This is a genomic window from Mycoplana rhizolycopersici, from assembly GCF_013378445.1.
Lineage (GTDB): Bacteria > Pseudomonadota > Alphaproteobacteria > Rhizobiales > Rhizobiaceae > Mycoplana > Mycoplana rhizolycopersici.
The window spans coordinates 15,847-37,447 of sequence record NZ_JABXYK010000003.1 but is presented as its reverse complement, the minus strand read 5'-3'; the positions used below and the strand labels follow the sequence as shown (position 1 = coordinate 37,447).

Annotated in this window: 23 protein-coding genes; 12 read left to right on the top strand and 11 right to left on the bottom strand. The window is 63.8% G+C overall.

Features of this window, described 5'->3' with window-relative positions:
• Positions 1-150 precede the first annotated feature (150 nt).
• Entirely contained in the window at positions 151-1,269 is a 1,119-nt protein-coding gene (locus HV823_RS05415; RefSeq protein WP_176948738.1) for a helix-turn-helix transcriptional regulator, read from the top strand.
• 27 nt (positions 1,270-1,296) lie between these two features.
• Here HV823_RS05415 and HV823_RS05410 read toward each other — a convergent pair whose 3' ends face one another.
• Positions 1,297-2,229, bottom strand: a complete 933-nt coding sequence (locus HV823_RS05410; protein WP_176948737.1) for a LysR family transcriptional regulator — start codon at positions 2,227-2,229, stop codon at positions 1,297-1,299.
• Between the two features lie 150 nt (positions 2,230-2,379).
• On the opposite strand from HV823_RS05410, the gene HV823_RS05405 reads away from it, so the two are divergent.
• Positions 2,380-3,579 carry an MFS transporter gene (locus HV823_RS05405; RefSeq protein WP_176948736.1) on the top strand — a complete coding sequence of 400 codons (1,200 nt, stop codon included), beginning with the start codon at positions 2,380-2,382 and terminating at the stop codon, positions 3,577-3,579.
• 81 nt (positions 3,580-3,660) lie between these two features.
• On the opposite strand, the gene HV823_RS05400 is transcribed toward HV823_RS05405, so the two are convergent.
• Complete coding sequence (locus HV823_RS05400; RefSeq protein ID WP_176948735.1) at positions 3,661-4,221, bottom strand: methylated-DNA--[protein]-cysteine S-methyltransferase; 561 nt, start codon at positions 4,219-4,221, stop codon at positions 3,661-3,663.
• A 146-nt stretch (positions 4,222-4,367) separates the two neighbouring features.
• Here HV823_RS05400 and HV823_RS05395 point away from each other — a divergent pair, with 146 nt between their 5' ends.
• Positions 4,368-5,438 (top strand): M14 family metallopeptidase, encoded by a 1,071-nt coding sequence (locus HV823_RS05395; RefSeq protein WP_176948734.1) that lies wholly within the window; start codon positions 4,368-4,370, stop codon positions 5,436-5,438.
• Positions 5,439-5,578: 140 nt separating this feature from the next.
• Positions 5,579-7,039 (top strand): phospholipase D-like domain-containing protein, encoded by a 1,461-nt coding sequence (locus HV823_RS05390; RefSeq protein WP_176948733.1) that lies wholly within the window; start codon positions 5,579-5,581, stop codon positions 7,037-7,039.
• A gap of 14 nt (positions 7,040-7,053) precedes the next feature.
• On the opposite strand, the gene HV823_RS05385 is transcribed toward HV823_RS05390, so the two are convergent.
• Positions 7,054-7,890 (bottom strand): endonuclease/exonuclease/phosphatase family protein, encoded by an 837-nt coding sequence (locus HV823_RS05385; RefSeq protein ID WP_425487641.1) that lies wholly within the window; start codon positions 7,888-7,890, stop codon positions 7,054-7,056.
• Between the two features lie 225 nt (positions 7,891-8,115).
• Here HV823_RS05385 and HV823_RS05380 point away from each other — a divergent pair, with 225 nt between their 5' ends.
• Positions 8,116-9,285 (top strand): amino acid aminotransferase, encoded by a 1,170-nt coding sequence (locus tag HV823_RS05380; protein ID WP_176948731.1) that lies wholly within the window; start codon positions 8,116-8,118, stop codon positions 9,283-9,285.
• Between the two features lie 19 nt (positions 9,286-9,304).
• Entirely contained in the window at positions 9,305-9,655 is a 351-nt protein-coding gene (locus HV823_RS05375) for an ArsC family reductase (protein ID WP_176948730.1), read from the top strand.
• 38 nt (positions 9,656-9,693) lie between these two features.
• On the opposite strand, the gene HV823_RS05370 is transcribed toward HV823_RS05375, so the two are convergent.
• The 4 genes from HV823_RS05370 to HV823_RS05355 form a co-directional block, all read right to left on the bottom strand.
• Complete coding sequence (locus tag HV823_RS05370) at positions 9,694-11,007, bottom strand: calcium-binding protein (protein WP_176948729.1); 1,314 nt, start codon at positions 11,005-11,007, stop codon at positions 9,694-9,696.
• A 102-nt stretch (positions 11,008-11,109) separates the two neighbouring features.
• Positions 11,110-11,769, bottom strand: coding sequence for a sulfite oxidase-like oxidoreductase (locus HV823_RS05365; RefSeq protein ID WP_176948728.1), 660 nt, complete (start codon positions 11,767-11,769; stop codon positions 11,110-11,112).
• An 84-nt stretch (positions 11,770-11,853) separates the two neighbouring features.
• Positions 11,854-12,762 (bottom strand): ribokinase, encoded by a 909-nt coding sequence (locus HV823_RS05360; protein ID WP_176948727.1) that lies wholly within the window; start codon positions 12,760-12,762, stop codon positions 11,854-11,856.
• A gap of 48 nt (positions 12,763-12,810) precedes the next feature.
• On the bottom strand, positions 12,811-14,025 hold the full coding sequence (locus tag HV823_RS05355) for a DNA recombination protein RmuC (RefSeq protein ID WP_176948726.1): 1,215 nt from the start codon (positions 14,023-14,025) through the stop codon (positions 12,811-12,813).
• A 129-nt stretch (positions 14,026-14,154) separates the two neighbouring features.
• Here HV823_RS05355 and def point away from each other — a divergent pair, with 129 nt between their 5' ends.
• The 5 genes from def (at position 14,155) to truA (ending at position 17,210) form a co-directional block, all read left to right on the top strand.
• The gene (def, locus tag HV823_RS05350) at positions 14,155-14,679 is read left to right on the top strand and encodes a peptide deformylase (protein WP_176948725.1); all 525 of its coding nucleotides are present in this window, start codon (positions 14,155-14,157) and stop codon (positions 14,677-14,679) included.
• 67 nt (positions 14,680-14,746) lie between these two features.
• Complete coding sequence (locus HV823_RS05345) at positions 14,747-15,031, top strand: plasmid stabilization protein (protein ID WP_176948724.1); 285 nt, start codon at positions 14,747-14,749, stop codon at positions 15,029-15,031.
• Positions 15,028-15,450: a type II toxin-antitoxin system VapC family toxin gene (locus HV823_RS05340; protein WP_176948723.1), complete on the top strand. Its 423-nt coding sequence runs from the start codon at positions 15,028-15,030 to the stop codon at positions 15,448-15,450. The genes HV823_RS05345 and HV823_RS05340 overlap by 4 nt, the downstream gene beginning before the upstream one ends.
• Before the next feature lie 78 nt (positions 15,451-15,528).
• Positions 15,529-16,467: a methionyl-tRNA formyltransferase gene (gene fmt, locus HV823_RS05335; protein ID WP_176948722.1), complete on the top strand. Its 939-nt coding sequence runs from the start codon at positions 15,529-15,531 to the stop codon at positions 16,465-16,467.
• Positions 16,467-17,210, top strand: a complete 744-nt coding sequence (gene truA / locus HV823_RS05330; protein WP_176948721.1) for a tRNA pseudouridine(38-40) synthase TruA — start codon at positions 16,467-16,469, stop codon at positions 17,208-17,210. Before fmt ends, truA begins: the two co-directional genes overlap by 1 nt.
• 6 nt (positions 17,211-17,216) lie before the next feature.
• Here the strand turns inward: truA and HV823_RS05325 are convergent, their stop codons facing one another.
• The 4 genes from HV823_RS05325 to dapD form a co-directional block, all read right to left on the bottom strand.
• Positions 17,217-17,813 (bottom strand): hypothetical protein, encoded by a 597-nt coding sequence (locus HV823_RS05325; protein WP_176948720.1) that lies wholly within the window; start codon positions 17,811-17,813, stop codon positions 17,217-17,219.
• Positions 17,800-18,993 (bottom strand): succinyl-diaminopimelate desuccinylase, encoded by a 1,194-nt coding sequence (gene dapE, locus HV823_RS05320; protein ID WP_176948719.1) that lies wholly within the window; start codon positions 18,991-18,993, stop codon positions 17,800-17,802. Before dapE ends, HV823_RS05325 begins: the two co-directional genes overlap by 14 nt.
• Positions 18,994-19,218: 225 nt before the next feature.
• Positions 19,219-19,602, bottom strand: coding sequence for a DUF805 domain-containing protein (locus HV823_RS05315; protein ID WP_176948718.1), 384 nt, complete (start codon positions 19,600-19,602; stop codon positions 19,219-19,221).
• A 3-nt stretch (positions 19,603-19,605) separates the two neighbouring features.
• Entirely contained in the window at positions 19,606-20,463 is an 858-nt protein-coding gene (gene dapD, locus HV823_RS05310) for a 2,3,4,5-tetrahydropyridine-2,6-dicarboxylate N-succinyltransferase (RefSeq protein WP_176948717.1), read from the bottom strand.
• A gap of 232 nt (positions 20,464-20,695) precedes the next feature.
• Here dapD and HV823_RS05305 point away from each other — a divergent pair, with 232 nt between their 5' ends.
• Entirely contained in the window at positions 20,696-21,586 is an 891-nt protein-coding gene (locus tag HV823_RS05305; RefSeq protein WP_176948716.1) for an LOG family protein, read from the top strand.
• Positions 21,587-21,601: the final 15 nt, after the last annotated feature.

The following is a 21,601-nucleotide window of genomic DNA, read 5'->3' as shown; positions in this document are numbered from 1 at the left end:
GTCATGGCCTTCCCCCCGGTTGACACAGCAGAATTTCCGCCGCAAGCAGGTTTCTTTTCTTGCGCGACAGCCACGCTTTACTGCACTAAATACTATTCGTAGTTGGAAACCACTCATTTTGCGCCACGGTTCATTATTTCTGGAGCGTACATGGCTGAGATTCCGGTCATCTCCAACCGCATACTGCATGGCATGCCAGCCTTCATACGTCGTGAAATCAGCCAAAAGGCGCTGCTGCAGGCCAATCACGCCGTGGGCTTCGATCTCGAACTTATCGAGAGCGAGAACTGCTTCATCCCGCACACGGCGGTGATCGGCTTTGTCGAAGCGGCCGCACGGGCTGCCGGCGAGGCCAACTTTGGGGTTCTGATTGCCCCGATGATGGACGTCGCCAACTACGGTAGCTACGGACGCTACGTGTTTGGCGCCGGCACCCTCGGGCAAGCCATCGAGCGCGCCATCTCCGCTCTTCGATTTCACAGTACGGGCGACAAGATGTCGGTCGCGATCATTGGCGACGAGGTCCGATACAGCTACGTCTTTGCGCTCGCCGGCCGTGACGGGTGGGGCAACACCGCGTGCGCGGCAGCGGGTGTCCTTCTGAGCCTCTTCAGGGGTTACTTGCCTCGCGACTGGCGACCGCTACGCATCGAGCTCGACATCGACAGACCTCGTCAGGGGGGCCTTTTCGAAGATGTCTTCCAGTGCCCTGTCCTTTTCAATGCGCCCGCAGTGACCATTGTCACGGAACGTCATCATCTGTCCGCCACGCCGAGGCGTGCGTCATGGCCGACTATCACCATCGAGGATGTTGCGCGGGACCGACAGGGCGGTGCCCCAAGAGATCTGCTCAACGTGATCGTGGAACAGATCCGTGCCCAGGTTCTCACCGGCAGCGTGTCGATTGACAGTGCTGCGCAATCGATGGACACGAGTGTCCGGACATTACAACGTGAGCTGAATCGGGCCGGCACCGACTTTCGCAGCTTGACGAATGCAGCAAGGGTCCAGCGCGCCAGCGAATTGCTTCGGCACACGAACGATTCCGTCACGCGCGTATCAGCCGAATTGGGATATTCCTCCCCGGCCAATTTTGCCCGGGCTTTTCGAAAGACAACCGGCAACGGGCCGCGGGAGTTTCGCTTCGACCTGCAAGATATACCGTCTCTCCGGGACCATGCTGAACTGTTGGGGCGGAGCCCCCCTTCGACCGACATCGATATGAACGGCGGAGCAGCGTCTGACATCGATTTCACCGAAACACTTTGATCGACGGCTCCATAGAGTTCGTCTGCCTCAGGACATGTCTGTTGGCCCCCGGGCCTTGCCATATCCCATCGTCTCATTTGCAAAGAGCGCCTCGACCATGAAGTCGATGAAAACGCGCAGTTTCGGCGCCAGATGCTTGCTCGACGGCCAAAGCAGCCAGAAGGTTCCCTGGTGCTCGACATGCGCGTCCAGTACCGAAACCAGTTGGCCTCGTTCGATGGCCTGCTGCACCATGAAGTCTGGCAGGCACGCGATGCCCAGGCCCGCCGCTGCCACGTCCATCAAGGCAGCAGATGTGTTACACACCATAGATATCGGCAGCGTCGGTTCCGGCGCGCCTTCAGTGCCCTTCAACGGCCACGGCTCTAGTTTGCCGGTAGAGGGAAACTTGTGCTGCAAGCAGGCGTGGTGCCCTAGATCAACGGGAACCTCGGGCGTTCCGTGCCTCGCCAGGTAGACCGGCGACGCTACCAGTATCAGCTGGTAGGTGCCCACCGGGCGAGACATGAGGCGCGAGTCGGTCGGTTGGCCGGTACGCATCACCACGTCGAAGCCTTCCTCGATCACGTCCACCAAACGATCCGAGAAATCCACGTCCAACTCGATGGCCGGATAGCGACGCATGAAGGCAGTGATCGCGGGCACGACCAGCATCCCGACCAGGGGCAGGCTGATGCGCAGCCGTCCCCGTGGCGCGTGCTGCGTCTCGGAGAGTTCCAACTCGGCTGCTTCGACTTCGCACAGGATGCGCCGGCAGCGTTCAAGGAACAGCGCGCCCTCGGCGGTCAGCGTGATGCTGCGCGTGCTGCGGTGAAACAGCCGCACGCCCAAGCGTTCTTCCAACCGACACACGCTTTTGCCCACAGCCGACGAGGATACGCCGAGGATGCGCCCCGCCTTGGAAAAGCTGCGGGTCTCCGCCGCCTGCACGAAGAACGAGATGCCATTGAGAGATTCCATGGTGCCGCTATTTAAGAAAATTTGTCCGATATGTTTTGAACATTGGCATTATTGTCTTGCATTGGGAACACCTCAATATGACGGCCTACTTCAATTCGTGCCGGTTCAGTGCCAGTTGCGCACGCCGTCGGCACCCGAAAAGGCAGTTTCATGGCAATTTCGACAACAACGACCCTCGATAGCGGCGCACAGGCCGCACGCCTTCCCATGGCATCGCTGCTGGCACTGGCAATGGCAGGCTTTGTCACGATCCTGACCGAAGCCCTGCCAGCGGGCCTGCTGCCGCAGATCAGCGCCGGTCTGGAGATCTCCGAGGCGCTGGCCGGGCAACTCGTCACGATCTATGCCATCGGCTCGCTGGTGGCGGCAATTCCGCTGACCGCCGCCACGCAGGGCGTGCGTCGCCGCCCGTTGCTGCTGGCCGCCATCGCGGGTTTCGCCGTCGCCAATACTGTCACGACGTTTTCCGGCAGCTATGTTGTGACGATGGTGGCGCGTTTCCTGGCAGGTGTGTCGGCCGGGCTGCTTTGGGCACTGCTGGCGGGCTATGCCGCGCGCATGGTGCCCGAGCATCAGAAGGGCCGAGCCATTGCCATTGCGATGGTGGGCACGCCATTGGCCCTGTCGCTTGGCGTACCTGCTGGCACTTTCCTCGGCAACCTTGTGGGCTGGCGGATGTGCTTCGGCATCATGAGCGGGCTGGCGCTGGTGCTCTTGGTGTGGGTGCGCCTCAAGGTGCCGGACTTCGCTGGACAGGCAGCGGGCAAGAGGCTTTCGCTGGGGCATGTGTTTACCGTGGCCGGTGTGCGCCCGGTGCTGTTTGCGGTGCTGGCCTTCGTGCTGGCTCATAACATCCTCTATACCTACATCGCTCCGTTCCTGACGGTGGCAGGCATGGCCGAACGCACGGATCTGGTGCTGCTGGTGTTCGGCGTCACGTCTCTGCTGGGTATCTGGATCATCGGCGTGCTGATTGATCGTCATCTGCGTGCGCTGACGCTATCCAGTACCGTCTTGTTCGGCCTGTCAGCCTTGGCCTTTGGAGTGACAGGCGAAATACCCAGCGTCATATATGCAGCAACAGCCGCTTGGGGCTTGGCCTTCGGAGGCGCTGCGACACTGTTCCAGACAGCCATCGCAAAGACGGCTGGAGAGGCGGCCGATGTGGCACAGTCGATGTTGGTCACGGCGTGGAACATGGCGATTGCGGGCGGCGGTATCATCGGCGGCGTTCTGTTGGGTCTCTTCGGCGTCTCCGCGTTCTCGCCCGCACTGCTGGTGCTGCTGGCCTCAACGCTGGTCGTGGTTTGGGCGGCCAAGCGCCACGGCTTTCCAGCGGCGCGGAGGTAAGACCAATGGTCGATGATGGCGGGTTCCTTCCGGTTCTGTGCTCCCGCAACCGGACAGGCTGGCCGGAGCGAAACGGCCCGGCTAGAACCCGAACGACTGCTGTGCCGGTTCCGGCGGGGCAAAGGAGACACCCTCCAGTGCCAGCATCCTGAGCTTTGAGCCGGCGCCACCCGGCGCCGAAAAGCCGCCGACCTTGCCGCCGGCGGCAAGCACCCGGTGACAGGGAATGATGAGCGCGACGGGGTTTTTGGCCATGGCCTGGCCGACGTCGCGCGCGGCTTCAGGGCCGGCGCCGAGTTCGCGGGCAAGGGCGCCATAGGTCGTCGTTTGCCCCCAAGCGACCCGCCGGGCGGCATCGTAGATCGCCGTGAAGAACGGGCTCTGGCCGGAAAGGTCAAGCGGGACGCCGGAGAAATCGGTCGCTTCGCCGGCGAAATAGCGACGGACCGCCGCAGCGGCCTCGGCAATGGCAGGCGGCGAATCCGCCGGCTCGGCGGCCGGCAACCGGCGCAGCAGCAGACGGCGCGTCGTCTCCGGATCGTCGGCCGGCAGCTGGAAGCGCAAGACGCCGGTGCGGCTCCAGGCGATACCGCAAGGACCGCCTGCCGTTTCGAAGATCAGGTAGCTGCAAGCGCCCGACATGACCAAGCTCCGCTTTTCGTTGCCATAGGATCGTCCTTTGACGACGCCAGTTCAACCCGATTCCGGCCGTTCAAAAAATGCGTGCGGACTTGCACCGGTTGCAATCAATCCCCATAACCGCGGCAAAAGCTTTGCGAGGAGACATCGTGGACGTTACCCAGATCACGCTTGCCGGCGACACGCCCGGCCTCGAATGGCGGCTTCCCGTGCTGCGTTTCAACGGCAGCGATGCCAGTGCGCCGAAGGTCTACATCCAGGCGGCGCTGCATTCGAACGAGCTGCCGGGCACCGCTCTCATCCATTTCCTTTGCGCGCGGCTGCGCGAGGCGGAAGCGGCGGGTGGCATTCTGGGCGACATCACCATCGTGCCGCAGGCCAATCCGATCGGCGCAGCACAGGCGCATTTCGGCGAAATGCAGGGGCGCTTCGACCTGGCCTCGCGCACCAATTTCAATCGCGATTTTCCGCTCGTCCCCCTTTCGGAGCGGGACGGGCTCCTGAAGGAGTTCGAGCAGCAGACGGCGGTGAACCGGCTGAAGCGGACGTTGCTGCATATGGCGCTCGGCGCCGAACTGGTGCTCGACCTGCATTGCGACGACGAATCCATTCAGTACGCGTACATCGACGAGGCCTTCTGGCCGGAGGCGGCAGATCTTGCGAATGCGCTTTCGATGGAGGCGGTGTTCCTGTCGGACGGCGAAAGCACCGCCTTCGAGGAAGCGGTCGGCTACGCCTTCAAGCGCCAGAACGGCGAAAAGCAGGCCCCCGTGCCCGGCAGGCTGGCGGTTACCGTCGAGCTGCGCGGGCGGCGCGACGTCTATCCGCAGACCGCCGGACAGGACGCCGATGGGCTCTTCGACTTTCTCGTCGCGCGCGGGGTGATCGCCACGCCGGAAGGCGGGCCGCAGCGGCCCGCACAGGAATTTGCCGGACCGGTCGTCCCGCTCGACAATATCGAAATGGTGCGGGCGATGGAGCCCGGCACCGTGCTGTTCCACCGCGATATCGGAGACACGATCGAGGCGGGCGACCTGCTGGCAACGCTCGTGACGCGGCCGGGATTTGCGGATGGCTCGATCGAAATTCGGGCCGCCCAGGCCGGCCTGATCGCGACGCGGACCTCCGACCGGTTCGTGCGCCGCGGCGACGACCTGATGAAGATCGCGTGTCGCGAGCGCACCCGCGCCGATCGCGCGCCTGGAACGCTGGAAGACTGAGCCCCGTGCGCAGGTCGACGTGATAAGACGTTGAATCTGCGCGCAATCCCTTCCGAAAATCGATACTGATTTTCTCCACCGATGCGCTAAGGTGGAGGGAGGATAGCGTTCAACCTTCAGATGGTGACCGGCGGAACGGAATGCTGCAGACGATCTCCGACTACTGGCCGCATGTCCTGGTCGTGCTTTCGATCGTGCTCGGCACACCGGCTGCCATTCATGCGACGATGACCAAGGAAGAGGTGCGCGCGGCGATCGGCTGGGTCGGCGTCATCCTGCTGTCGCCGATCCTCGGCGCCGTCATCTATTACGTCGTCGGCATCAACCGGATCCGGCGCAAGACGCTGACGCTGCAGCGAGCCGGCGCAATCACCAGGAAGGGTCACCACACCGTTCATCACGACGTGTCGGGAGAGACCGTCTACAGCCGCTACGGCGGCGCGCTTTCGGCGATGAAGCACCTGGGCGACAATGTCAGCCGCTTCGCGCTGACCTCCGGAAACCGCATCGCAGTGCTGGAAACCGGCGACATTGCCTATGCGGCGATGCTCGATGCGATCAACGGTGCCCGGCGCAGCATCCTGCTCGAAACCTATATCTTCGACCGCGACGGCATGGGATTGCGGTTTGCCTCCGCCCTTTCGGCAGCGGTGGCACGCGGGGTGAAGGTGCATGTGCTGATCGACGCCGTCGGTGCCCGCTATTCGACGCCCAGCATCATGCAGACGCTCAAACAGGGCGGCGTTTCCGCCCGCGTCTTCAACGGCAATATCGTCATGGGGCTGCGACTGCCCTACGCCAATCTCAGGACGCACAGAAAGATCCTGATCGTCGACGGCGCCGTCGCCTTCACCGGCGGGCTCAACATACGCGCCGCGTTCACCAGCGAATTTGCCGGCAAGGACGAAGCCAAGGACACGCATTTCCGCGCGGAAGGACCGATCGTCGGCGATATTTTCCACGTTGCCTACGAGGACTGGCGGTTTTCCGGCGGCGATGCGCTCGATGGCGAGGCATGGCAACTGGCGCGGCCGAAGACGGAACCTAATGCTGCGCTGTTCGCGCGCGCCGTTTCTTCCGGGCCTGACAGCAGCCTCGAAGCCAACCAACGCATGCTGATGGGGGCGATCTCGGTTGCCAAGAGCCGTATCCGGATCATGTCGCCCTATTTCCTGCCCGAGCGAGACCTGATCAGCGCGCTTGCGACGGCGGCGCGCCGCGGCGTGGACATCGACATCGTCGTACCCGGGACGAACAATCTCAAACTGGTCGATCTTGCCATGACGGCACAATTCGACCAGTTGCTGAAAGCAGGTTGCAAGATCTGGCGCGCGAGCGGCGCCTTCAACCATTCCAAGCTGACGGTGATCGACGGCGTCTGGTCCTATGTCGGATCCTCCAATCTCGATCCGCGCTCGCTACGCCTGAACTTCGAGATCGATATCGAGGTGTTCGACACCTTCTTCGCAGCCGAGATCGAAGCCCGCATCGGCAAGGCGCTGAGGACAGCAAAGGAGGTGAACCTGCAGGCACTGCGGGCACGCCCCTTCTCGCGGCGGCTCATCGAGCGGATCACCTGGCTGGGCTCGCCCTATCTCTGAGTTAGCGCCCGGGTCTAGCGAACCGCTTCCGCTGTCGCACCGACACGATGCGCGTTGCCGTAGGAGCGGTCCCAGATCGCCTGAAGGTCGATATGCGCCTTGATCGGCAGGTGATCGGAGGCGACGCGGGCGAGCGGACTGTCGTGAACCTCGACCGCGGCCACGAGATCGTGCGGGTGGCCGAGTACGCGGTCCAGCGCCAGAACGGGAAAGCGGGAGGGGAAGCTTGGAACCGCGCCGGCGGCGGGATCGAACACGGGGACGAGCGGCGACAGCGAGGAACGCCGGCCGACCCGCCATTCGTTGAGATCGCCGATCAGGACGGTCGGCATCTCCTCCTCCTGCGCCACGGAGGCCAGGACCGCCTTGGCCTGCAACTGCCGCGACCGCTTGAGGAGACCGAAATGCGCGGCAACCACGCGCAGCCTGCCGTTCGGGAAATCGAAATTCACCACCAGCGCCCCGCGCGGCTCCACGCCCGGCAGCTTCAGCTGGCGCACGTTCAGGACGGTACCCTTTCGGATCATCAGCATGTTGCCGTGCCAGCCGTGGCCGCCGGTCGAATGTGTCATGATGGGAACGGGGATGAGGCCAGAGTCACGCTCAAGCGCCGTCAGATCCAGCAGGCCGGAGCGCGCGCCGAAGCGCTTGTCGGCTTCCTGGATCGCGATGACGTCGGCATCGATCTCCGAGATGACCGCCGCCACCCGTTCCGGATCGAACTTGCGGTCGACGCCGACACATTTATGGACGTTGTAGGAGGCGATGACGGTGTCGCCGCCGTCGCGATTGGCAGAGAACGGCCGGTGCCCACGGCGATTGCGGATCGCCGCCAGGGCGGCTGAGCTCATCTTTTCATTCAGTTTCTTCAACAGGCCTTCCTTCGCAGGGGCGCGCAGGCAGAAGATAGGGTAGCCCCGTCCTCGCCGCAACCGCGTGACGCAGGTCCGCCGGCGAAAATGATTGGGCCATCCCCGATCCGGATTCCGGCCCCGGTCCAAGAAAGTTCGGGCTCGAAATTGCGACCGATTTCGCATAAACGATCGCAAGCCATACCCAGCCGAAGGGGTTTCATCATGTTCGAATCGCTCAACCGCCAGCCCGATGATCCGCTTCTCGCCCTGATCGGGCTCTATCGGGCCGATGCCAGGGCCGGGAAGGTGGACCTCGGTGTCGGCGTCTATCGCGACGAAGAGGGCGCGACGCCGATCTTCCGCGCGGTGAAGGAAGCCGAACGCCGGCTCGTCGCGGGCCAGGCGACGAAATCCTATGTTGGTCCGGAGGGCGATCCCGTTTTCCTCGAGCGCCTCTGGGAATTGACGACCGGGCCTTCGGGACGCGACCGGGCCGTCGCCAGCCTGCAGACACCCGGCGGCTCCGGCGCGCTGCGGCTTGCCGCGGATCTCATGGCGCGCATGGGCGTGAAGCGGATCTGGGTCGGTGTGCCCACGTGGCCGAACCATCCGGCAATCTTCAAGGTCGCCGGACTGGAGGTCGTCTCCCACCCCTTCTTCGACGTGCCGTCCCAGGCGATCCTGTTCGACGAGATGATGGAGGCTCTGAAAACGGCAAAGACCGGGGACGCGGTGCTGCTGCACGCCAGTTGCCATAATCCGACCGGCGGCGTTCTCACTGCGGACCAATGGCACAGGCTTTCGGCGCTGATTGCCGAACGCGGGCTGCTGCCGCTGATCGACAGCGCCTACCAGGGCTTTGGCAAGGGGCTGGAAGCGGACCGGGCAGGCCTCTGCACGGTGCTAGACGCCGTCCCCGAGGCCCTGCTTGCGATTTCCTGCTCCAAGAATTTCGGCCTCTACCGCGAACGCACCGGCGCCGTGTTCGCGGTGACACCGACAAGGGATATCGCCCTTTCGGCCCGCTCCAACCTTGCCGCGCTGGCGCGCACCGCCTACTCCATGCCGCCCGACCACGGGGCCGCGATCGTCAGCGAAATCCTCGGTGACGATGCACTGAAGGCCGACTGGATGGCGGAACTCGACGTGATGCGCGGCCGTGTCGCCTCGATCCGCCAACGCCTGGCTGCCGGGCTTTCGCGCCGCTGGCAGGTGCTGTCGGCGGTCGCCGAACAGGAGGGCATGTTCTCGCTGCTGCCGCTTGCCGAAGAGGACGTGCTGCGGCTTCGCGCCGAGCACGCGATCTACATGCCGGGCTCTGCCCGCATCAACATCGCGGGGCTGAAGAGCGCCGAGGTCGATGCGGTGGTGGAAAAGTTCCTCAGCCTTTGAGCCGAAAGGAAACATGGAAATGACCGTCAGGATCTACGGCATCAAGAACTGTGACACGATGAAGAAGGCCCGGACCTGGCTCGACACGCATGGCATCCCCTACCTCTTCCACGACTACAAGGCGGAGGGAATCGACGCCGCATCGATCAGGCGCTGGATCGACGAATTGGGCTGGGAGACGGTCCTGAACCGGTCCGGCACCACCTTCCGCGCGCTTCCCGAGGCTGAGAAGGCCGATCTCGACGCCGAAAAGGCGATTGCGCTGATGGTGGCGCAGCCATCGATGATAAAGCGACCGATCCTCGACGTGGACGGCCGCTATCTTGCAGGCTTCAAGCCCGCAATCTACGAAGACACGTTCCGACGCTGACCGGTCTGCGCGCTGACGGCGCCGGGGGCGTGGCGCCGTCAGATGATGAAGAAATCTGCCGCCGTCATTGCCAAGCCGTCGTCGAGCGTCGCGAACAGCACGCGCCCGCCGGACGCCTTGCCGTTGTAATCGTAGTAGAGATTGCCGGCGTCCTTTTCGTAGATGATGCGGTGCGATGCGTTTTCCGCGCAGCCCTTGTCATTGGCCACGAACTGCGCCGCCGAGAGCGTTCCGATGCCGCTCAGCTTGGTGAAGATCGCGTTCTCCAGCTTGATCGTGTCGGCGGCGACGTTGAAGTCCTCGATATCATCGACATTGTACGCAGCGCTGAGCTTCGTGTTGAAGACGAAGTAGTCGCTGCCGCCGTCACCGCGCAGCTGGTCGTTGCCGAGACCGCCGAAAAGATAGTCGTTTCCTGCGTCTCCGCGCAACCAGTTGTCGCCATTGTTGCCGGTCAGGCTGTCGGCGTAGCCGGTGCCGCGCACGCCTTCGATGTGGCTCAGGGTGTCCGTCTTGCCGAAGCCGTCGATCGCCGTTCCGGCCTTGAGGTCCACCGTCACGCCGACGGCCCGGCCACCATTGCTCTGATCGCGATGATAGCTGACGGTGTCGAAGCCACCACGACCGTCAATGACGTCACGCCCACCGACGCCCTGGAAATCCTCGTCCCTGGCAGACCCCTTCAGGACGTCCCGGAACTGGGTACCGCGGAAGGTCTCGAAATTCTGGAACTGCTCGGTGTTGCCGTAGGGATCCACTACCCTGCCGGACGCCGCATCCAACACCACGCCGCCCAGCGCATCGGGATTGAAGCGCGCATCCTGGAAGCTGAGATTGTCCCAGCCGGTGCCGCCGTCGTAGCTGTCCCTGCCCTCGCCGCCGATGACGAAGTCGTCGCCGCCCTTGGCGTTGATCGTATCATTGCCGGCGAAACCTTCGAGATCGTCGTTTCCGGACGACCCGTTCAGGGTGTCGCTGCGATTGAGTATCCAGGACTGGAGGCTCCACGGATCGAAGACGGTCGCCGCATCCTGCAGTGCCTCCAGCGACAGGCTGAGGCCCGTGAGGGTCGATACCAGCGTCGTGCCGTTCGACTGCAGCAGCTCGGCCTTCGTCACCGTCCCGCCGGTCGCGTCCCGGCCGCCGTCGAAGGTAAAGCCGGAGCCACTGAAGCGCAGCTTGAGCCCATCATCGAGTTGCAGGGTATAGCGCGTCGACGAACTGCCGAGCACCGTCGCCGAAGACAGGTCGACCAGCTCGCCGAACATCGGATTGTAGTTGAAGCCGGGAATGGCAGGGCTGTAGTCCTGGGGATACTTGCCACCGGGAAAATAGACGGTGTACGTCGCCATCTGGGGCGCCCTCCATTTTAAAAGAAGGCGCTAATATACTGATCCCTCGTGAACCTGTCGACAACGGGGAGAATAGCTCCTACGAGCTAGGAGCCTTCCCGATCAGTCCCCTGAATAGCGCTCCTCGGTCCAGGGATCGCCCCGCATGTGATAACCGTTGCGCTCCCAGAAACCCGCACGGTCGCCGGCCAGGAATTCTATTCGGCTCACCCATTTGGCGCTTTTCCAGAAATAGAGATGCGGCACCACGAGGCGGACAGGGCCGCCGTGCTCCACCGACAGGGGTTCGCCCTCCCAATGGGTGGCCAAAAGCGCGTCCTCGACGGCGAAATCGGCAAGCGGAAGGTTGGTGGTGTAGCCGTCATAACTCGACAGCATGACATGGCTCGCCGACGGCTTCGGCATGGCGAAATCGAGCAGGTCATGCGTGGACACCCCCTGCCAGCGATTGTCGTAGCGCGACCATGTCGTCACGCAATGGATGTCGGACTGATTGCGGGTCTGCGGCAGTGCGTGAAAGGCACGCCAGTCGAGCGAAACCGGGCTGTCCACCTCGCCTGAGATATCGAGCCGCCAGCTCTCAGGCCGTACGACCGGCTGCTGACCGAGATCGAGAACGGGCCAGTTCTTCACCAGATGCTGGCCCGGCGGCAAGCGATCCGTACCCTGCCGGCTGATCCGGCCCGTCAGGAACCGGCCCTGCTCGGCCCAGCGGCGCTTCGTCTGCGTAAGTTTCGTCTCCGGGGCCTCGTCTTCGCTCATCGCCTCTCTCCTTGCCGCAGCGCAACAAAAGGTAGGCCGCAGCACCGGCGTGTCAAGAAAAGTTCCGCCCGCGCATGAACAAGGCTAGCTAGCCGACACCAGGGCATCGACCGCAGCAGCATCCGGTATCGAAGGCTGGGCGCCGCGCTTGAGGCACGCCAACGACCCAGCGACGGCCGCCCGGCGCAGGCAATCGGCAAAGGGAAGGCCGGCATCGAGCGAGGCAGCGAGATACCCACAGAAACTGTCGCCGGCACCGACCGTGTCCACCGGCTCGATCTTCAGGCCCGGCGCGCGGAAAACGTTGCCCTTGCGGATGGCGATAACCCCGTCGGCGCCGAGCGTGACGATCAGCGTCTGGCTCGTGCGCTCATGGATCGCGCGCATTTCAGCTTCGCGCGCGGCGTCAGACAGGTTCTGCTTGCCGGCGAAAAGCTCGAACTCGGTTTCGTTGGTGACGACGATATCCGCCTTGGCGCCCAGCCGTTGGGCATCCGATGTCAACGGCGCGAGGTTGATGACCGACGTGACCCGCCGCGCCTTTGCCGCGTCGAGCGCCGCCTCCACCGCCTCCGGCGGCACCTCCAGCTGCAGCATCAGCACGTCGCCGGCCGACATCTGCGAGACCGCCGACTTGGCGTCCGCAGCCGTGACGTCGCCGTTGGCGCCGGCCACGACAACGATGACGTTCTCGCCGTCGTCGCTGACGAGGATGTGGGCCGTGCCCGTCGGCTCGTCTGCGACCTTCACCAGGTCGAGGTTCACCGCGGCCTGTGTCAGCAGCACGAGCGACTCGGCCGCGAAAGCGTCGCCGCCTACCGCACCCGCCATCCGCACGGTCGCGCCCGCACGCCGGGCCGCCAGCGCCTGATTGGCGCCCTTGCCGCCGGCCGCGGTCGTGAACGTGTGCCCGCGCACGGTTTCCCCCGGCTTCGGCAGTCGCTCGGTCGTGGCGATGAGATCCATGTTGATGGATCCGAAGACGGTGATCATGGGGTGTGTTCCTCAGCGGTTTTCTTCGGCCGACACTGCCCGAGACGCTCAGTCCTCGTCAACCACTCTGAGCTTCAATTGGCCGGTACGGCTCTCGACCGCACGCTCGGCCGATTGCTGTGGCTGGACCGAGGCGGACGCGGCAGCGGTTTCGAACTCCATCTCGCCGATGCGCGCGCCCCTGCGGGCAAGCTTCTCCGTCGAGGTAAGGATCTGGTCGACGTCCTTCTGCGCCGAGGTGAAATGGCCGTGCAGCTTGCGGACCCGGTCGTCCAGACGCCCGAGGTCCTCCATCAACCGCACCACCTCGCCCTGGATGACGTGCGCCTGCTCGCGCATGCGCTGGTCCTTCAGCAAGGCCTGAAGCACCTGTATCGACAGCAGCAGGAGGGAGGGCGAGACGATGACGATGCGGGAACGGTGGGCCTTCTGGACGATGGCCTCGAAGTTCTCGTGGATCGCCGCGAAGATCGATTCCGACGGAACGAAGAGAAAGGCGGTGTCCTGGGTTTCGCCCGGGAGAAGGTACTTCTCCGCGATGTCACGGACATGGACCTCCATGTCACGGCGAAACTGCTGGGCTGCCGCCTTCGACGCCTCCGCACTCTTGGCCGCGCCCATGGCGTTCCATGCCTCCAGCGGAAACTTGGCATCGATCACCAGCGGCGGCTGGCCGTTCGGCATGCGGATGACGCAGTCCGGGCGGACACCGCTTGCCAGTTGCGGCTGGAATTCGTAGGCGCCGATCGGAAGGCCGTCTGCGACGATCGCCTCCATGCGCGCCTGCCCGAATGCGCCGCGTGTCTGCTTGTTGGAGAGGATGGCCTGCAGGCTGACCACGTCCTTTGCCAGCGACTGGATGTTCGTCTGCGCGGTATCGATTACCGCCAACCGCTCCTGCAGGCGGCGGAGGTTCTCGTGGGTGGCGCGCGTCTGCTCGCTGATCGACTGGCCGAGCCGCTGTGTCAGCCCGTCGAGCCGCTGATTGATCGACTGGTTGGTCTCTGCCTGCCGCGCACCGAACACCTCGGCCATGGCCGCCACACGGCCCTGCATCTCGTTTTGCGCCCGCAGCAGCTCCGAAAGGCGTGCTTCGGCCACGGCCGATGCCTGCTGCCGGATACGGGCCGAACGGCGTGCGACATAAAGGATGCCGAGCAGCACGGCCGCCGCCAGGAGGCATAGAAGCTGCAGGGCCGGATCCCGCGATAGGGCATCCACCAGCCGAATCAGGGTTTCCTTGAAAGAAAATTGCGGTGTCATGGCGCAAACATAACAGCATTTGCGTCCGAAGATAGATCATAACGTGAACAAACTGCCGGGTACCCCGGATGGAAAGCGATGCCTTCCAAGACAATTGAAAGGCGCCCGACAAACCGCTAAGTGAAGCACATGACGATCAAACCGCTGATTATTCTTCCCGATCCCATCCTGCGACAGGTCTCCACCTCCCTGGAGGCCATCAACGACGAGACGCGCCGCCTGGCAGAGGACATGCTGGATACGATGTACGACGCGCCCGGAATAGGGTTGGCGGCGATCCAGATCGGCGTGCCGCGCCGCATGCTCGTGCTGGACGTCTCGAAGGACGGCGAGGAGAAGACGCCGCTCGTCTTCATCAACCCCGAGATCGTTGCCTCGAGCGATGCCCGTTCCGTCTACGAGGAAGGCTGCCTTTCGATCCCCGACTACTACGCTGAAGTGGAGCGCCCGGCCGCGATCACCGTGCGTTATCTCGACCGCGACGGCAAGGAGCAGACGATCGAGGCCGACGGACTGCTGGCGACCTGCCTGCAGCACGAGATCGATCACCTCAACGGCGTGCTCTTCATCGACCATATCTCCAAGCTCAAGCGCGACATGGTGATCCGCAAGTTCACCAAGGCCGCAAAGACCCGCGGCGCCAAGGCGATCTGACCGCCACGTTGAAAAGCGGACGCCGGGCGACTATGATATCAGTGATATCGTAGCGGAGGCGAAGCTTGTGGGCGACCTGCTTTTACGAAACGTTCCCGACTCCATGAAACGCGACCTTTCGCTGGCCGCCGAGCGCGCTGGCGTGAGCCTGTCCGATAAAGCGAAGGACCTGCTCCGCCAAGGGCTGCAGAATGAGCAGTCCGATACGCGCGCAAGACCGAAGTCTGCCTGGGAGGCCCTTCGCCAGGTCGCCTTGGCAAGCGGTCCGGACGAAGAGTTCGTCGAGATCATGCGGAAGATCGAAGCTGACCGGAAGAAAGACTTCGGGCGTCCGGTCGAGTTCCCTGAATGATCGTCCTCGATACCAACGTGATTTCGGAAAGCGTCAAGGAACAGCCGGACGCCAACCTTGCCCTCTGGATGCAGCAAATAAGCGAAGCTGATCTCTTCCTCTGCGATATCGTGATGATGGAACTCTCCTTCGGCGCCGAGCGCTTCAGACAACGAACAGGTTCGGAACGATACCTGCGCATGTTGACGGATTTGCAAACCCTGTTCAGCGACCGCATCGTCAACCTGTCCCTCGATTCCGCGATCCTGTCGGGTAAGGTGCGGGCGCGGCGGGAAGGCACCGGCCGGCCGATCTCCGTTTCAGACGCCATGATCGCCGCGATCTGCCTTCATAACGGAGCGGCGCTGGCGACGCGTAACGTAAAAGACTTCGAGGGGCTTGATCTGAGGCTCGTAAACCCGTTTGAAGGGGCACGGTAACAGTTTGAACCCGCGCATGCGCCGCTTCGGCGATCGACCCGATCCGAAGGATCATGCGCCGGACAGGAGCATGTCGGCATGGCGCTTCGCATCATCTTCATGGGCACGCCGGAATTTTCCGTGGCAACGCTGAACGCGCTTTTCGAGGCCGGGCATACGATCGTCGCCGCCTATTCGCAGCCGCCACGGCCCGCGGGGCGACGCGGGCTGGAGTTGCAGAAATCCCCCGTGCACCAGCGCGCCGAATCCCTCGGCATCCCCGTGTTCACGCCACCGAATTTCAAGGCCGAGGAGGATCGCGCAGCCTTCCGGGCGCTCGACGCCGATGTTGCGGTGGTGGTCGCCTACGGGCTGCTGCTGCCCGAGGCGATCCTGACGGGCACCCGGCTCGGCAGCTACAACGGCCACGCCTCGTTGCTGCCGCGCTGGCGCGGTGCGGCACCGATCCAGCGAGCAATCATGGCCGGCGACACCGAAACCGGCATGATGGTGATGAAGATGGACAAGGGGCTCGACACCGGTCCCGTCGCGCTGACCCAGCGTGTCGCCATTGCGCCTGACATGACCGGCGGCGAACTGCACGACAGGTTGATGCAGGTCGGCGGCACGCTGATGGCGCAGGCGATGGAACGCCTGGAAGCCGGCGCGCTGCCATTGACGCCACAGGATGACGAGGGGGTGGTCTATGCGGCCAAGATCGACAAGGGCGAGACGCGGATCGACTTCACCCGCACCGCGGCTGATGTGCACAACCACATCCGCGCGCTGTCACCCTTCCCCGGCGCCTGGTTCGAACTAAACGTTGCCGGCAGGCCCGAACGGGTGAAGGTGCTGGGCTCGCAGATCGCCGATGGCAACGGGCCTGTGGGAACGGTGCTGTCCTCCAATGGCCTCGTCGTCGCCTGCGCGGACGGTGCCGTCTCGCTCACCCGGCTGCAGAAGGCCGGCGGCAAGCCGCTCGACGTGGCGGACTTCCTGCGCGGCACACAGGTTCCGGTCGGCACGGTGATCGCCTGATGCCGCGCTATCGCATGATCATCGAGTATGATGGCACGCCCTATGTGGGCTGGCAGCGGCAGGAAAACGGCCCCTCCGTTCAGGGCGCCGTGGAAAAGGCGATCCTGTCCCTTACCGGCGACACAGTCTCGATCCGGGGCGCCGGCCGCACCGATTCCGGCGTCCACGCCGTGGGACAGGTCGCCCATGCCGACCTGTCCCGGGCCTGGGAGGAGCACACGCTTCGCAACGCCCTGAACGCGCATCTGATGCAGGCGGGCGAACGGGTGGCGATCCTCGATGCCGCGCTGGTGGACGAAACCTTCGACGCCCGATTTTCCGCGCTGCGGCGCCACTACCTCTACCGGATCATCGCACGCCGGGCGCCGCTGGCGCTGGAGGCGAAGCGCGCCTGGTTCGTGGCGAAGCCGCTCGACCATGAGGCGATGCATGCGGCCGCACAGAAACTCGTCGGCAAGCACGATTTTACGACCTTCCGATCGGCCCATTGCCAGGCCAACAGCCCGGTTCGCACGATCGACCGGCTCGACGTGACGCGCTCGGGCGACCTGATCGAGATCCGCGCCACGGCGCAAAGTTTCCTCCACAACCAGATCCGCTCTTTTGCCGGCACGCTGAAGCTCGCAGGCGAAGGAAAGTGGAGCGTTGCCGATGTGCGGGCCGCGCTGGAAGCGCGCGACCGCAAGGCGTGCGGTCCCGTCGCCCCGCCGGACGGCCTATATTTCATGCAGGTCGACTACTGATCTTTCTCAGCCCGGCAATGTGCCGAGCAGCACCTGCAGGCCCTGCCCGACCAGGAGAGGCGGCAGAACGAACAATGCCGTCAGCGTCGCTGCCAGCAGCGACTGCTTGCCGATGCACATCCAAAGGAGACGGTACTGGAGCATGATGCTCAGGCCGAAGACGGCGTAGAGAAGCAAGCCGGAAAAGGCGGAAAAATCCGGAACCACCAGCGCGATGGCAAAGGGAATGGCGGTCGCGTAGGCAAAGGGCACGGCGATCCAGTTGCTGGCGATGACCATGGTCGCCAGATGCTGGGCGTATCCCAGCGGGCGTGCCAGCAAGGCGACGAGGAGCAGCGGCAGGAACCAGCCGACAAGATCGATGAAGGCGAGCTTCAGGATGAAATCGAACCCTGCGCCGGTTCCTTCCGGCATGCGGCCGAGAAAATAGAGGCGCCACGAGGCCCATATAACGCCAAGCGCCGGCAGGCTCCAGGCCATCGCCCAGAACGAGCGAACGAGACCGCGCCAGGTCAGGTCGAGCCAGCGGAAGCCTTCGGGCTTCTGCCGGACGAGTTGCCAGACGCCGGTGAGATAGTAGAGGACCTCGTCAAGCCCCGGCATTGACGAACCAGCGCTCCAGGAAGATTTCGTAAATCCTCGTCAGCGTCTCGAGATCGGCGACGGCGACGCGTTCGTCGACCATGTGCATTGTCTGGCCGACGAGGCCGAACTCGACGACGGGGCAATAGTCCTTGATGAAGCGGGCATCGGACGTGCCGCCGGTGGTGGACAGCTTCGGTACCCGGCCGATCGCCGCCTCGATTGCCGCCGACAGGGAGGCGATAAGCCGATCGTCGCGCGTCAGGAACACGTGGCTCGGACGTTCCGCCCAGGCGATCTCGTAGCGGACCGGCTGGCGGCCCGGACGCAGCCGGTCGTCGGCCGCCGCCTTTTCCAGCCGGCGAACGATCTCGGCCTTCACGCTATCCGCCGTCCAGGTGTCGTTGAAGCGGATGTTGAAGCTGGCAGATGCCCTGGCCGGGATCACGTTGACGGCGCGATTGCCGACGTCAACGGTGGTCACCTCCAGGTTGGAAGGCTGGAAGTCAGCAGTGCCCGCATCAAAGGGCGAATCCATCAGCGCATCCGCAAGCGCGATGACGGCGCGCACGGGATTGTCCGCCAGGTGCGGATAGGCAGCGTGCCCCTGAACACCGAAAACGGTCAACGTGCCCGAAACCGAGCCGCGCCGGCCGATCTTGATCATGTCGCCCAGCATGTCCGGATTGGTCGGTTCCCCGACGATGCAGGCATCCCAGCGCTCGCCCTTCGCCGCCGCCCATTCCAAAAGCTTGATGGTGCCGTTGACCGCGGGGCCTTCCTCGTCGCCAGTGATGAGAAAGGAGACGGAGCCGGCCGGCGGCCCGTGCCTTTCGATGTGGCGGGCGACCGCTGCCACGAAGCAGGCAATCCCGCCCTTCATGTCGACCGCGCCGCGGCCGTACATTTCGCCACCAGCGATATCGGCCGAGAAAGGGCCATGGGTCCAGGCGGCCTCGTCGCCAACCGGCACGACGTCGGTATGGCCGGCAAACATCAGATGCGGACCGTCGATGCCGATGCGCGCATAGAGGTTCTCTACATCCGGCGTACCGGGCGATGACATCACCACGCGCTCCACCTTGAATCCGAGCGGAGAGAGCATGGCCTCCAGCGCCGCCAGAGCACCGCCCTCGGCGGGCGTGACCGACGGGCAACGGATCAGCGTGGCGAGATTGAGGACGGGATCGATCGTGGTCATGTGCTGGACTGCCTGCCGGCTGGCCGCGCAACGCACCGCCGGTCTTTGGTTCTGGAGCTCTTTCTTGGGTCTAGCCCATAGGGCGTGCGCTGTCATCATCCTTTGCCCGCAAGCAAGAGGAAAGATGGGACACTGGCGCTCCAATAAAATTTTGAATTCGCTGCATGTTTCTCATCCTACATGTGCTGCGGAGCGAGCTGTAAATCATGCGGCGGGCTACTGGCGCTATTCCTTCGGTCGGTCGGTAACGCGGCCATGCGGGTTCGGCCCGGGTGTACCGGGCCAGACGAGGAAGGCGATGAGCGCGAAGATGGATATGGCCGGGACGAACAGGCACAGAACCAGCGGCGCCGGCAGAGCCATGTCATGCAACCGCTTGATCGTCAGCATGACCGAGGAAAGAGTGGAAACGACGCCCACTGCGAAAAACAGGAGCGTCCATATGGCGAACGCCGGCTCGTCTTGCGGCGTCATCACCATGCGGGTCAGAAAGGCCGCAGCCAGCGTCATCCAGAAACCCCAGGCCAACGCATAGGGCAGACGGGAGACGCGGCCGGACCAGCCGAAGAAAAGCCATCTCAAACTTGGCGGCTGGTCCGAATTGTCCATTGCTCAGTCCCGGAGCAGTTCGTTGATGCCGGTCTTGGAGCGGGTCTTCTCGTCGACGCGCTTGACGATGACCGCGCAGTAGAGGTTCGGCGCCGGCTGGCCGTTGGCCATCGTGGCGCCAGAGCCCATGGAGCCCGCGACGACGACGGAATAGGGCGGCACTTCACCATACATGATCTCGCCCGTGGCGCGATCGACGATCTTGGTGGACTTGCCGATGAAGACGCCCATGCCGAGCACCGAGCCCTCGCGGACGATGCAGCCTTCGACGACTTCGGAGCGCGCGCCGATGAAGCAGTTGTCCTCGATGATCGTCGGCCCGGCCTGCATCGGCTCCAGCACGCCGCCGATGCCAACGCCGCCGGAAAGATGGACGTTCTTGCCGATCTGGGCGCAGGATCCGACCGTCGCCCAGGTATCGACCATCGTGCCCTCGCCCACATAGGCGCCGAGGTTGACGAAGGAGGGCATCAGGATCGCGTTCGGGGCGATGTAGGCCGAGCGGCGGACGACGCAGTTCGGGACGGCGCGGAAGCCGGCGCGCTCGAACTCGTTGACGCTCCAGCCGTCGAACTTCGAGGGCACCTTGTCCCACCAGACCGAAGCGCCGGGGCCGCCGGGAACGATCTCCATCGGATTGAGACGGAAGGACAGCAGCACGGCCTTCTTGAGCCACTGGTTGACCGTCCAGTTGCCATCGGCACCCTTCTCGGCCACCCGCACCTTGCCGCTGTCGAGCTGGTTCAGCGCCGCCTCTACGGCATCGCGAACCTCGCCGCGCGTCGAGGTGGTGACGGAATCGCGCTCTTCGAAGGCGCGTTCGATGGTGGCTTCAAGGGCGGCGAGATTGGAGTTGTTCATCGGAATTCCTTAAACTTCGACCATTATTCTGGCCCATCGGGATGCCGGAGGGGACATATCATTTTCGGCAGCGAGTCCTAGAGCATGATCCCGGAAAGTTGAAGCCCTTTTCCGGCGGATGATGTCGCGACGAGACCGGCGAGATGATACAGCCGGACATTGCCCGAATGACAACGACGAACAGGCCTGCTACGCGCCTTCATGTGAAGCAGACCGCTGGATGGATAGTGATATGGCACGACTGAAGAAAAAGAACCTTCGCCGCAAGGACGGCGTCTGGGATCCGCTGGCCGACAGCGCGTTCGACAAGCACAGGGCTTCGGTCGTTCCCCATACCCCGCAGTCGATGTCACCGGCCTACCGCCTTGCCTATGTGGACGACGAATTCCTGTGCCGGGAAGAGTTGCGCCCGGTGCGGCTGCAGCTCGAGCTCCTCAAGGTCGAGATGATGCTGGCCGAGCGGGGCATCAACTCGACGGTGGTGATGTTCGGCGGCGCCCGCATTCCCGCGCCCGGCACGGAAGCCTGGGCAGCCCGCAACGAGACCCAGCGCAAGAACCTCGAGGCAGCCTCAGTCTACTACGACGAGGCGCGCAAATTCGCCAAGCTCTGCTCGGAGCGTTCAGCAGAGACCGGCTTCAAGGAGTTCGTCGTCGTCACCGGCGGCGGCCCCGGCGTGATGGAAGCGGGCAACCGGGGCGCGGCAGACGTCGGCGCGCCGTCTATCGGGCTCAACATCGTGCTGCCGCATGAGCAGGCGCCCAACGCCTACGTGACGCCCGACCTCAGCTTCAATTTCCACTATTTCGCCGTGCGCAAGATGCACTTTTTGCTGCGCGCCAAGGCGGTGACGGTATTCCCGGGCGGCTTTGGCACGCTCGACGAACTCTTCGAGACCGTGACGCTGATGCAGACCGGGCGCATGGCGCTCGTGCCGCTGATCCTGTTCGGCAAGACCTTCTGGAACTCGATCATCAATTTCAACGCGCTTGCCGACTTCGGCACGATCTCGCCGGGCGACGTCGAACTGATGCACTTCGTCGATACGGCCGATGAGGCCTGGGCGGTCATCGAGAAGTTCTACGAGACGCTGGATACGGAAGCGGCGGCGACGGGAAAATAGCCAGGACTTGATAGC

Coding starts and splice junctions, on each gene's coding strand:
- HV823_RS05390 (WP_176948733.1), top strand. CDS start 5,579: ATGCTGCAGACGATCTCCGACTACTGGCCGCATGTCCTGGTCGTGCTT.
- HV823_RS05360 (WP_176948727.1), bottom strand. CDS start 12,762: ATGATCACCGTCTTCGGATCCATCAACATGGATCTCATCGCCACGACC.
- HV823_RS05400 (WP_176948735.1), bottom strand. CDS start 4,221: ATGTCGGGCGCTTGCAGCTACCTGATCTTCGAAACGGCAGGCGGTCCT.
- HV823_RS05355 (WP_176948726.1), bottom strand. CDS start 14,025: ATGACACCGCAATTTTCTTTCAAGGAAACCCTGATTCGGCTGGTGGAT.
- HV823_RS05380 (WP_176948731.1), top strand. CDS start 8,116: ATGTTCGAATCGCTCAACCGCCAGCCCGATGATCCGCTTCTCGCCCTG.
- HV823_RS05315 (WP_176948718.1), bottom strand. CDS start 19,602: ATGGACAATTCGGACCAGCCGCCAAGTTTGAGATGGCTTTTCTTCGGC.
- HV823_RS05385 (WP_425487641.1), bottom strand. CDS start 7,890: ATGAGCTCAGCCGCCCTGGCGGCGATCCGCAATCGCCGTGGGCACCGG.
- HV823_RS05375 (WP_176948730.1), top strand. CDS start 9,305: ATGACCGTCAGGATCTACGGCATCAAGAACTGTGACACGATGAAGAAG.
- def (WP_176948725.1), top strand. CDS start 14,155: ATGACGATCAAACCGCTGATTATTCTTCCCGATCCCATCCTGCGACAG.
- HV823_RS05370 (WP_176948729.1), bottom strand. CDS start 11,007: ATGGCGACGTACACCGTCTATTTTCCCGGTGGCAAGTATCCCCAGGAC.
- HV823_RS05340 (WP_176948723.1), top strand. CDS start 15,028: ATGATCGTCCTCGATACCAACGTGATTTCGGAAAGCGTCAAGGAACAG.
- HV823_RS05415 (WP_176948738.1), top strand. CDS start 151: ATGGCTGAGATTCCGGTCATCTCCAACCGCATACTGCATGGCATGCCA.
- HV823_RS05365 (WP_176948728.1), bottom strand. CDS start 11,769: ATGAGCGAAGACGAGGCCCCGGAGACGAAACTTACGCAGACGAAGCGC.
- HV823_RS05405 (WP_176948736.1), top strand. CDS start 2,380: ATGGCAATTTCGACAACAACGACCCTCGATAGCGGCGCACAGGCCGCA.
- fmt (WP_176948722.1), top strand. CDS start 15,529: ATGGCGCTTCGCATCATCTTCATGGGCACGCCGGAATTTTCCGTGGCA.
- HV823_RS05410 (WP_176948737.1), bottom strand. CDS start 2,229: ATGGAATCTCTCAATGGCATCTCGTTCTTCGTGCAGGCGGCGGAGACC.
- HV823_RS05305 (WP_176948716.1), top strand. CDS start 20,696: ATGGCACGACTGAAGAAAAAGAACCTTCGCCGCAAGGACGGCGTCTGG.
- dapD (WP_176948717.1), bottom strand. CDS start 20,463: ATGAACAACTCCAATCTCGCCGCCCTTGAAGCCACCATCGAACGCGCC.
- HV823_RS05325 (WP_176948720.1), bottom strand. CDS start 17,813: ATGCCGGGGCTTGACGAGGTCCTCTACTATCTCACCGGCGTCTGGCAA.
- dapE (WP_176948719.1), bottom strand. CDS start 18,993: ATGACCACGATCGATCCCGTCCTCAATCTCGCCACGCTGATCCGTTGC.
- truA (WP_176948721.1), top strand. CDS start 16,467: ATGCCGCGCTATCGCATGATCATCGAGTATGATGGCACGCCCTATGTG.